The sequence below is a fragment of the Microcoleus sp. T2B6 genome, from assembly GCF_036700475.1.
Classification (GTDB): domain Bacteria; phylum Cyanobacteriota; class Cyanobacteriia; order Cyanobacteriales; family Microcoleaceae; genus Microcoleus.
On the sequence record NZ_JAUBOZ010000167.1, the window covers coordinates 1 to 10,157 of the forward strand.

A 10,157-nucleotide genomic window follows, 5' to 3' on the forward strand; every position below is an offset into this window, starting at 1 on the left:
AAACCGCAGCCTCTAACCCCCCCCCACTCCCTGGGCTGTTTCGGGGCAACCACGGGGGTATGGGCGGACACGGGGGCACCGCCCCTACGGAAGGTTTTGTAGGGGCGGTGCCCCCGTGCCCGCCCCCACCCACAGATGATTTCATGGGCATTTCAGGCATCGGGACTCTTCACGAGGGTTTGCCCCTACAAGAAAATGAAACCGCCCTGCCCTCACCCCCCCCCTTACCAAGGGGGGGAAGCAATTTCAATCAAATAACCATTCGCCACCTCACCGAAAATCAGATTCAAAGTTCCTACGCCGCCCGCAATAAAGGAATTCGCGCATCAACAGGCGAAATCATTGCATTTACTGATGCAGACTGTCGCCCGGAATCTGACTGGCTGGAAAATTTAGTTAAGCCATTTGTTGACTTAGAAGTAGGAATTAGCGCTGGGGAAATACTCGCATTGCCCGGTAAAACTATTTTAGAACAACACGCCGATCGCCAAAATACTTTATCTCAAAAACATACACTCGCTCACCCTTTTTGTGCTTACGGCCAAACCGCCAATTTAGCTGTACGGAGGCTAGTTTTACAACAAATAGGTTTGTTTCGCCCCTACCTCACTAGCGGCGGCGATGCTGACTTATGCTGGCGGATTTTGCGGGAAACATCCTATAAAATGTATTTTGCCGAAAATGCGATCGTCCGACACCGCCACCGTTCTACAATAAAACAGTTGCAAAGTCAATGGTATCGGTACGGCGAATCTAATAAATATTTGCACGAACTCTACGGTGTCGATTTGATGCGAGAATTCACCACAGGGGAATATTTTTACCGGCTGGCTAGGTGGCTGTTAAAGGAATTTCCGGTGGCAGCGGCCAAAAGTGCGATGGCCCAAGCCGATATGGTAGATTTGTTTAATACGCCGATCGGTCTAGTGAATGTTAGGGCAAGGTCGATGGGACAGCGCCAAGCCAAACTTCCAGAATCAGCTTGGCAGATTGAGCGGTTTTAATCGGTTTTAATATTTTAGAGCAATAAATTATTGTGCGATCGCACTTGCGATCGACAAATATTCGTTTGTACACAATCCGCCCTTATATACATATAAGTATAGTTTATCAGTACAGATAAATAAGCTGAATCCGAAATATGAAAATTTAACGCAATACTTAATATAAAATTAATAAGTCTATTCTGAAGCGCTCGGTTTGACGAGGGGAAGAAACTCAGAGGCAAACCCCAAAATTTTCTTTACTTCTGCCTTCGGGCTTTTCACTGCTGTCGTCAGCGCGTTGGGAATTATTCTCATAATTTTAAATTTTTGTAACCTTTACAAGTAATGCCAATGGCTCAAATCTTACTCCAGACCGTTTGGTTTATACCTTGCTATCCACTCATCGGCGGAGTTCTGTCGATGCTGTGGTTTCCGGCAATTACCCGTCGCACGGGGCCAAGACCATCCGGTTACGTGAACGCCATCTTAACCTTGTTCGCTTTCTTACACGGCGTCATAGCCCTGACAGCTATCTGGAACCAACCGGCACAGCACCAGTTAATTCCCTGGCTGAATGTAGCAGGTTTAGACTTAACCATTCCCGTAGAAATCTCTACTGTCACCGTCGGCGCGACAGTTTTGATTACCGGACTGAACTTGCTGGCGCAGATTTATGCTTTCGGTTACATGGAAATGGACTGGGGCTGGGCGAGATTGTTTTCCCTGATGGGGCTGTTTGAAGCAGGGATGTGCGGCTTGGTACTGTGCAATTCCCTGTTCTTCAGCTACATGATTTTGGAAGTTCTGACTTTGGGTACTTACCTGCTAGTCGGGCTGTGGTTCAATCAGTCTTTGGTGGTGACAGGAGCCCGCGACGCTTTCTTAACAAAGCGGGTGGGAGATTTATTCCTGCTGATGGGAGTAGTCGCAATTCTGCCACTGGCTGGAACTTGGAATTTTGACGAGTTGGCTGTTTGGGCTCAGACTGCAAAGCTTGACCCCACTGTAGCGACGCTGTTGAGCTTGGCCTTGATTGCCGGGCCGATGGGTAAGTGCGCTCAGTTTCCCTTGCACCTGTGGCTGGATGAGGCGATGGAAGGCCCGCTGCCGGCGACGATTTTGCGGAACACCGTAGTTGTCGAAACTGGTGCTTGGATATTGATTAAGTTGCAGCCGGTGATTGCTTTGTCGCCGATAGGACTGAAGACAACTATTATTGTAGGCGCTGCGACGGCGGTTGGTGCTTCATTAATTGCGATCGCCCAAATTGACATCAAGCGCACGCTTTCCTATATAGTCAGCTCTTACATGGGCTTAGTATTTATCGCCGTCGGCACCGGACAAGCCCAGACAGCCCTGACATTAATATTTGCCTACAGCTTGGCAATGGGTTTGCTGGTGATGAGCATCGGTTCGGTAGTTTGGAACAGCATCACTCAGGATGTCCGCTCTCTCGGCGGTTTGTGGGCAAAGCGGCCGATATCGGCCATATCGTTTATTGTCGGTAGCGCTGGATTGGTGGGACTGCCGCCCTTCGGCTGCTTCTGGGCTTTAGAAGACTTCACATCCGGGCTTTGGCAAACTCATCCTTTGCTGTTAGGAATAGTGCTGTTTGTAAACGGCGTCACTGCTTTTGGGTTGATGCGCGTCTTCGGTTTAGTTTTCGGTGGCAAACCAAAGCAAATGACCGAACGCTCGCCGGAAGTTCACTGGCCTTTTATCTTGCCGATGACTGTTTTAATGGGCTTTACTTTGCACGTTCCGCACTTGCTGGCTGCGTGGCATTTATTGCCGGGGGCAAGTTTGAATTATACCGCAACTGGACTGCTAGTTTTGTCAACGGCGATCGGCAGCGGTGCAGGAGCATTTGTTTACCTGAACGAAAAATGGGAAAAACCGGTGCGAATTGGTTCTCAAGCTTTGCAAGACTTTTTTGCTTACGACTTTTACACTGCCAAACTTTACCGAGTAACAGTGATATTTGCAGTCGGTCTAGTTGCTCAAGTTATCTCTTGGATCGATCGCAATATTGTTGACGGTTTCGTAAATTTAATCGGTTTTGCAACGGTTTTCGGCGGGCAAAGCCTCAAATACAACGTTAACGGTCAAACTCAGTTTTACGCCCTAACAATTCTGTTCGGAGTTGCGCTTTTGGGACTGCTGATAAGCTGGCCGCTGCTAGCTCGCCTGTCGCTGATAGTAGGCGGGTAAAAAGATATAAATTTTAAGATTTTAGGTGACACTTTTAATCTAAAATCTTAAAAACATGAAGTCTTGCACAAAGATTTCCAACTCGTTCAAATAAGGCACATAAATGACCTCAAACAACAGACAATTCAATCTTTCCCGACGCAATTCCCTCAAATTTGTCGCAGGAGCCATTGGTACAGGGATACTTGCAGCAGGAGCAGGCGCTGATTTGGCTGCACCCGAACCAGCAATTGCTCAAAATGACTCGACTCCCGATGCAGCTCTGCAAAAGTTAATGGACGGGAACAAGCGCTTTGTTAACAGAAAACGCCAAAGTCCCAACCAAGACTTACCCCGCCTCGTCGAAGTTGCCAAATCTCAAAAACCCTTTGCTGCTGTTCTCGGCTGTGCAGATTCCCGCTTTCCTTCGGAGATTATTTTCGATCAGGGATTGGGAGATTTATTTGTGTGTCGCGTGGCCGGAAATGTTGCTACTCCCGAAGAAATTGGCAGCCTGGAATTTGGCACGCTGGTATTGGGAGCAAAAGTGCTGATGGTAATCGGGCATAAACGTTGCGGTGCGGTAGAGGCAACCATCAAAGGAGCTCAAGTTCCGGGTCAAATTGGCAGTTTGCTCGACGCCATTAAGCCGGCTGTAGAAAGCTCGAAAGGCCAAGCAGGCGATCATCTAGAAAATGCCTGCAAAGCCAATGTTGTGCTGCAAGCTAAGAGGTTGAAAGCATCTCCTGTTATCTCTAAGTTAATTGAGGAGAATAAACTGAAAGTTGTGGGTGGATATTACGATTTAGACACGGGTGCAGTCAATATTCTGGTTGAGTCTTGATGCAATTTTAAAGTTATAATTTGGGAAAAAAGTAAGCTCTAAATTCTCAAATTATCAACCATAAAAGCGTGCCAAATTGATAGTTAATATCAAATACAGCAGTTCTCAATAAAGTGAGGTATGCCCACGGAGGCCACGGAGGCCACGGAGGCCACGGAGGCCGCTTATCAAGCGTGTACCTCATGTTACTGAGAAAGGCTATAAGTTAGCATCGGAATAGTAAATTCGAGTTAACTGTCAACCGTCAACCGTCAACCGTCAACAATCATTCCGGTGCAAGCGGAATTGATATTACTCTTCACTCTTCACACATTATGCTTAGTGCCTTGCTCTGGTTGCCCGCGTTGGGCGCTGCGGTAGTCGGGTTTCTGCCCGGAAACATCAACGGGATGCGGTTGCGTTCCATTGCCTCAGCTTTTGCTGCTGTTGTTTTCCTGTTGAATATCTGGCTGCTGACTCAATTCGATCCCGCCCATGCGGGACTGCAATTTCAAGAATATTTGCCTTGGATTCCGCAATTAGGTTTGAGCTACAATTTGGGCATTGACGGCTTGTCTTTGCCGCTGCTGGTTTTAAGTGCATTGCTGACGCTATTAGTCATTTACGGCACTGGCGAAAAGATGGATCGCCCCCAGCTTTACTACGCTTTGATTTTGCTAATCAATGCGGGTGTTGCCGGAGCTTTGATGTCTCAAAATTTGCTGCTGTTTGTACTGTTTTATGAAGTAGAATTAATTCCTTTTTATCTATTGATTGCGATTTGGGGCGGAAAGCAGCGGGAATACGCTGCCATGAAGTTTTTGATCTACACGGCAGTTTCGGGACTTTTAGTGCTGGCGGCATTTTTGGGTGTGGCTTGGCTGAGCGGTTCTTTAAATTTCGATTACAGTGCGATTACCACTCAAGAATTGCCGAGAAATCTGCAGTTAATCCTGCTAACACTTTTGCTAATTGGGTTGGGAATTAAAATTCCCTTGGTGCCGCTGCACACTTGGCTGCCGGATGCTTACGTCGAAGCTTCACCAGCAACAGCAATTCTGCTGGGAGGGATTCTGGCGAAGTTGGGAACTTACGGTTTAGTACGGTTTGGCTTGCAGATGTTTCCCGAAACTTGGTCGATTATAGCTCCCGGTTTAGCGATTATCGGAACTGTGAGCGTGATGTACGGGGCTTTGAGCGCGATCGCCCAAAAAGACATCAAACGCATGGTAGCCTATAGTTCGATCGGGCATATGGGCTACATCCTGGTTGCCTGCGCCGCGGGTACGAAGCTGGCATTAATCGGTGCAGTCGGGCAAATGGTAAGCCACGGCTTAATTTTAGCTTTGCTATTTTATTTGGTAGGCATCATCGAAACCAAAGTTGGCACGCGGGATTTGGACGTGCTCAATGGTTTGATGAACCCGATGCGGGGTTTACCCACTGCCAGTTCCCTGTTAGTTTTGGGCGGCATGGCAAGCGCCGGAATTCCCGGCTTGGTGGGTTTTGTTGCCGAATTTTTAGTGTTTCAAGGCAGTTTCGCGATCTTTCCAATTCCCACTTTACTCTGCATTTTAGCTTCGGGTTTAACAGCAGTTTACTTTGTGATTCTGCTCAACCGCACCTGTTTTGGGAAGTTGGACAATGCCACGGCTTACTACCCTCCAGTTACGTTTGCTGAAAATATGCCGGCGCTGGTTTTGGCGGGCATCATTTTTGTGTTGGGAATTCAACCTGCTTGGCTGCTCAAGTGGAGCGAATCTACTACAAATGCGATCGTAGCCACTCTGCCGGCTGACAGAAATACCCAAGTTGCTATTAGCTATCCTGGGGAAAAGTCAGCGATTGAAATCGCATCTACACAAACGAATTCCGCCAGGGAATGAATTCCCTGTCTAATAGCGAAAGTCCTCTTAAGAGGACTAATGAGTTTTCTAGTCCTCTTAAGAGGACTTTAGCTGTGAGGCAGGGAATTCATTCCCTGCCGGACTTAGGGACTATCGGTTTTACGTTAAGTTCTCACCAATAGGCAGAGGCTGGAAGTAGATAAATATTCAATTTCACTCAACCAAAGGAAGAAACAATGGTACAAACTCCTAATAAACCAGCAACTAAACTACCTCCTTCCAAACACGAATTTGCCGAAATAATTCACAGGCTAGAAGCTGGCGGCGCGATGATTCCAGATACGCCGGAAAATCTGATGCAAATCATCGCTATCTGGAAAGCTTACGCGGTGCCGATGGACTTTTACTGGCGGGATTTGCTTTACATCGCCGAACGGGTATTTTTACACCCGCTTCCCTTCTTTAAATACTTCTTGCCCCAGGAGTATTTAGACTTGCAAAATCACTATTCGGGCGACGGTGCAGATTTGCGGGTGTGGCGGGGGACTGGAAGCGCCCACCCGGAACTTTTGGAGTTCATGGAAAAGGGAGAAACTGGCAAACTCCCGCGATTGTTTCACCATTTGTGGCACGATCGCATTAACATGGAATTTGCGGAAGAGTGCATGAGGGCGATGCTGTGGCACCGGGGCTTGTACGTGCCAACCAATCAATTCGATCCTTATTTGGACAGTGACGAATATAAGGCTAATGCCGATCGGGCAATTAAAGCTTACTTCAAAAAAGACCCGTTCATGCTGGCACTGCACAAAGCATTTCCAGAAATGTTTTTAGAACAGTGCCGCCAAATGTCTTATTACAGCAATCTCGGTTTATTCTGGGAAGTAATGGCACCGGTGTTTTTTGAAGTTTCGGATCTTTACGACGAAGGGAAAGTTACCACAGTCCCGCAGGCGATGGATTTCTTAGTAAATGGCATATTTGCCATCGCCGGACGCCCGATTTACCACCACGTTTACATCGACGGCGAGAAGTACGAAATTATCCCCAAATCTAAAGGTTTCACTTGGCTTTACGAAGCAGCGTTACCTTACGTGGAAGCTGTATTTTATCGCACTTCGCCATTCCGAGGCACCAAATCTTACAACGCTCAAGCTAGAGAAGTTCCTGACGACCAAAAAGACTTCCACTACGGAGTGCTTTATGCAGACAAATTCCCCGTAGGTACGGCGGGGATTCCGCCGACTTTGCTAGCACAAGATATGCTGCATTTCCTGCCGCCTTATTTGAAGGATTTCTACAAACAGCGCTGTCGCGGCGAAGATGATATCCTCAATCAAATTGGGGTGACATTTCAGCGATCAATGTATTGCGTAACTTCGGCGGTGATTCAAGCTTTGCGGACTGCTCTTTTGTATCCTTTAGATGATCCGAATCCAAAGCATTTGAAGGCAAATCGGGCTTTCTTTGAGTCTCAGATCGATCGCTTCTGTCGCCCGGAATACGGCATGAAATATGCTGCGAAGTTGAATAATATTCAGACTTCGGATTATAGGTAAAGGATGTTTGCGGGAGGCATCTTAGCTTCCAAGTCCGCCAGTCCGTTAGTCCGCCAGTCCGCCAGGGGTTGAAACCCCTGGCTCAAAGCTCAAGTCGGTTGAAACCGACTGGGAAAAATCAGAGCTTTTTAAGCCGTTTCAAAAGTCCTATAATATTAGATTAGTTGGTCTCAGAATTATTCATCTCTCTCTTCTCTTCCTCTGCGTTCTCTGCGTTCTCTGCGGTTTAATCATTCCGATATAAAAAATAACCAATAACTATGGACAGCAAACAGCTAGCCAAATATATCGAAGCAACCGATGGGATTTCCAAACCTTGGCTGTTGGTGCAACTGCGGCTGAAAAAATTGCAAGAAAGGCGATCGGAGATTTCTGCTGAAGAGTATATGACAGAACTTACCGACATTCACAAAGACTTAATGAATCTGGGGGAATGGTGGCTGGGTATCGAGGATGAAGTGTTTTAAAATTTAATTGAAAGTTCAAGTAGGATTAAGTCGATCGCACTTTAAAATTTCTCCATCAAATCTTTTTCTTGGGCATAGACATCTCGTAGCTGTTGCAGCGCCGCCCCAGAAATGACCGATTTAACAGTAGCTACCAAAAGGCCCCACTCCAGCAAGCTATCAACTGAAACAGCTTTTTTGAACTTGTGGGTGTAGAATTTCGTCCAAAATGCTGGTGCTTGCTTGCTTTTCCAGCGTTTGTACCATCTGCCAAAATCTTGAGGTGCGATCGGCTTTACTGCTAAAATAGGGGGAAAATCGGCGTAGCTGACAAACCGGCTGATGCCTTTGGCGTGCACGTAAACCATGTAGCGACAGCATTCGATCCGGTAAATCTCGTCTGCTGAGATATTGAACAGCAGTGCAACTGTTTCTTCTGTAACGAATCTCGCCAGCGGATGCAGGATAGGAGATTTATGAATTATTCTAGATTCTGCGATCGTTCGCGATTTTGCCGGAGTTTCTGATATCATGGCTAGTACACCTCTGGATATGGTTAGTAGACTTCTGGATATGGCAAATGCACTTTTTGATAGAAAGAAATAATCTGTCCAGATGAGGTTTGACAGACGATCGCCCTTTAGTTTTCCAGGCCGGGGGGCGATCGCTCTTTACATATAAAATTGTACGACGCAATTGCATCAACTGTCAAGCATGGGTTTAGTCAGGCTAAAAATTCGGGAACTAGCGGCGGAGAAGGGCTGGACGCTTAAGGAAGTATCCGATCGTTCCGGGGTAATTTATAGCACAGTCAGAAGCTATGCTCGTCGTCCTGAAATGGCAATGGTTGACTTTACTTGCCTGCGGAAGTTAGCTCGGACTTTTGATGTGATGATTGAGGATTTGGTTGAGGTTTTGGAGGAATAGGTCGATCGCCCTTTAGTTGTCCAGACCAGAGGCGATCGCTTTTTTAGATGCAATTATTTTAAAACGCAACTGCATTATTTGTCAAGCATGGGTTTAGTCAGAGTTAAAGTGCGAGAGCTAGCGGCCGAGAGGGGCTGGACATTCAAGGAGGTGGCTGAGCGATCGGGCGTGATCTATAGCACCATAACCAGCTATGCTCGTCGTTCAGAAATATCAATGGTTGACTTTACCGCCCTGTACAAGTTAGCGCGGGCATTTGATGTGATGATTGAGGACTTGGTGGAGATTATTGAGGAATAGGTCGATCGTTCGCGATTTTGCCGGAGTTTCTGATATCATAATAGACGCATCTCTTGATTGTAGGTGTGTACATCTTTTTGTTGTAGATGTGCAGGACAGAGATTATCTGTCCACATTAGGTTTAATAGGCGATCGCCCTTAGTTGTCCAGACCAGAGGCGATCGCTTTTTAAGATATCTAATATTAAACGACAGCAGATTGTCATTTGTCAAGTCAGTATGAGCAAAGGCTTAGTGAGGTTGCGGATTCGGGAGTTTGCTGCCCAGAACGGCTGGACACTTAAGGAAGTTTCCGATCGATCGGGCGTTGGTTACAGCACCATCAGAAACTACGCCCAATGTCAAGGCATGACAACCGTTAATTTTGCCTACTTGCACAGGTTGGCTCGCACGTTTGATGTAATGATTGAGGACTTGGTGGAGATTTTGGAGGAATAGGTCGATCGACCTTTCCACTTTTCCCCTATAAACCCTTGTGTTTCGTCTTGTCAAGACGCGCTTAAGCATTTTGCATCGCAGATAAAAGCTCAGCTTAAAGGTGCTAAGATTTAGTCTAAGTTGTTAATCTCCCGTTACCTTTGTGACTAGAGCCAGTACCGCCATTGGGGTTAGCCCCATAATTAAGGAACTTGTGCAGAAAAAGGCGCTAGCAACCAGGCTAACGCTCAAGGAAATCATCTATGTCGGGATGCTGGCGATCGACGAGTTGGACGAAAAGCGCTTGCAAGAGTTGGCTGACAAGGTACATCAGATGCAGGTAAAGGGGGAAATTTGAGGCGATGAGGGCGATTCCCTACGGGATAGCTACGCTTCACGCACTTTTGGTGAAGTGAGGTTCGGGGCGATCGCATATTCAAAAATTTTCCCGCCAATATTTTTCGTATACATAAGCATCTCGCAGTTGTTGCAAAGCTGTTTCTGAGAATAGGGATTTGACTACAGCTACCAAGAGGCCCCATGACAACTGTTTATCCACAGTAATAGCGTTTTTGAATTGATGTATTTGACACTCCCCGGTCTAAAGACACGGGGATTCTTAAGGAGAAACTTTGGGGGATGAATCCGCCCAAAGTTTGATTC

The 10,157-nt window shown here is 46.8% G+C and carries 11 protein-coding genes; 10 read left to right on the forward strand and 1 reads right to left on the reverse strand.

The window, feature by feature from the left end:
- The first annotated feature begins 143 nt into the window (after window positions 1-143).
- The 6 genes from QUA00_RS35000 to QUA00_RS35025 all read left to right on the forward strand — a co-directional run bounded on the left by QUA00_RS35000 (window position 144) and on the right by QUA00_RS35025 (window position 7,872).
- Window positions 144-1,004: a glycosyltransferase gene (locus QUA00_RS35000; protein WP_333413119.1), complete on the forward strand. Its 861-nt coding sequence runs from the start codon at window positions 144-146 to the stop codon at window positions 1,002-1,004.
- A 333-nt stretch (window positions 1,005-1,337) separates the two neighbouring features.
- Entirely contained in the window at window positions 1,338-3,197 is a 1,860-nt protein-coding gene (locus tag QUA00_RS35005; protein ID WP_333413111.1) for an NAD(P)H-quinone oxidoreductase subunit F, read from the forward strand.
- Window positions 3,198-3,300: 103 nt separating this feature from the next.
- A complete protein-coding gene (locus QUA00_RS35010; RefSeq protein ID WP_333140524.1) occupies window positions 3,301-4,020 on the forward strand; it encodes a carbonic anhydrase in 720 nt (239 codons plus the stop codon).
- A 314-nt stretch (window positions 4,021-4,334) separates the two neighbouring features.
- Window positions 4,335-5,885 carry an NADH-quinone oxidoreductase subunit M gene (locus QUA00_RS35015; protein WP_333413114.1) on the forward strand — a complete coding sequence of 517 codons (1,551 nt, stop codon included), beginning with the start codon at window positions 4,335-4,337 and terminating at the stop codon, window positions 5,883-5,885.
- 197 nt (window positions 5,886-6,082) lie between these two features.
- A complete protein-coding gene (locus tag QUA00_RS35020) occupies window positions 6,083-7,405 on the forward strand; it encodes a CO2 hydration protein (protein WP_333413116.1) in 1,323 nt (440 codons plus the stop codon).
- A gap of 260 nt (window positions 7,406-7,665) precedes the next feature.
- Entirely contained in the window at window positions 7,666-7,872 is a 207-nt protein-coding gene (locus tag QUA00_RS35025; RefSeq protein WP_333055353.1) for a hypothetical protein, read from the forward strand.
- A gap of 41 nt (window positions 7,873-7,913) precedes the next feature.
- Here the strand turns inward: QUA00_RS35025 and QUA00_RS35030 are convergent, their stop codons facing one another.
- Window positions 7,914-8,384 carry a hypothetical protein gene (locus QUA00_RS35030; RefSeq protein WP_333413117.1) on the reverse strand — a complete coding sequence of 157 codons (471 nt, stop codon included), beginning with the start codon at window positions 8,382-8,384 and terminating at the stop codon, window positions 7,914-7,916.
- Window positions 8,385-8,565: 181 nt separating this feature from the next.
- On the opposite strand from QUA00_RS35030, the gene QUA00_RS35035 reads away from it, so the two are divergent.
- From QUA00_RS35035 to QUA00_RS35050, 4 genes are all read left to right on the forward strand, one after another.
- The gene (locus tag QUA00_RS35035; RefSeq protein ID WP_006631307.1) at window positions 8,566-8,778 is read left to right on the forward strand and encodes a helix-turn-helix domain-containing protein; all 213 of its coding nucleotides are present in this window, start codon (window positions 8,566-8,568) and stop codon (window positions 8,776-8,778) included.
- Between the two features lie 87 nt (window positions 8,779-8,865).
- The gene (locus tag QUA00_RS35040) at window positions 8,866-9,078 is read left to right on the forward strand and encodes a helix-turn-helix domain-containing protein (RefSeq protein ID WP_006631308.1); all 213 of its coding nucleotides are present in this window, start codon (window positions 8,866-8,868) and stop codon (window positions 9,076-9,078) included.
- Between the two features lie 218 nt (window positions 9,079-9,296).
- Window positions 9,297-9,515, forward strand: coding sequence for a helix-turn-helix domain-containing protein (locus QUA00_RS35045; RefSeq protein WP_293135490.1), 219 nt, complete (start codon window positions 9,297-9,299; stop codon window positions 9,513-9,515).
- 142 nt (window positions 9,516-9,657) lie between these two features.
- A complete protein-coding gene (locus QUA00_RS35050) occupies window positions 9,658-9,852 on the forward strand; it encodes a hypothetical protein (protein ID WP_333055355.1) in 195 nt (64 codons plus the stop codon).
- Window positions 9,853-10,157: the final 305 nt, after the last annotated feature.

Excerpts from the sequence above, each read along its gene's own strand:
- QUA00_RS35040 (WP_006631308.1), top strand. The coding sequence starts at position 8,866 with ATGGGTTTAGTCAGAGTTAAAGTGCGAGAGCTAGCGGCCGAGAGGGGC.
- QUA00_RS35025 (WP_333055353.1), top strand. The coding sequence starts at position 7,666 with ATGGACAGCAAACAGCTAGCCAAATATATCGAAGCAACCGATGGGATT.
- QUA00_RS35015 (WP_333413114.1), top strand. The coding sequence starts at position 4,335 with ATGCTTAGTGCCTTGCTCTGGTTGCCCGCGTTGGGCGCTGCGGTAGTC.
- QUA00_RS35005 (WP_333413111.1), top strand. The coding sequence starts at position 1,338 with ATGGCTCAAATCTTACTCCAGACCGTTTGGTTTATACCTTGCTATCCA.
- QUA00_RS35045 (WP_293135490.1), top strand. The coding sequence starts at position 9,297 with ATGAGCAAAGGCTTAGTGAGGTTGCGGATTCGGGAGTTTGCTGCCCAG.
- QUA00_RS35030 (WP_333413117.1), bottom strand. The coding sequence starts at position 8,384 with ATGATATCAGAAACTCCGGCAAAATCGCGAACGATCGCAGAATCTAGA.
- QUA00_RS35010 (WP_333140524.1), top strand. The coding sequence starts at position 3,301 with ATGACCTCAAACAACAGACAATTCAATCTTTCCCGACGCAATTCCCTC.
- QUA00_RS35020 (WP_333413116.1), top strand. The coding sequence starts at position 6,083 with ATGGTACAAACTCCTAATAAACCAGCAACTAAACTACCTCCTTCCAAA.
- QUA00_RS35035 (WP_006631307.1), top strand. The coding sequence starts at position 8,566 with ATGGGTTTAGTCAGGCTAAAAATTCGGGAACTAGCGGCGGAGAAGGGC.
- QUA00_RS35000 (WP_333413119.1), top strand. The coding sequence starts at position 144 with ATGGGCATTTCAGGCATCGGGACTCTTCACGAGGGTTTGCCCCTACAA.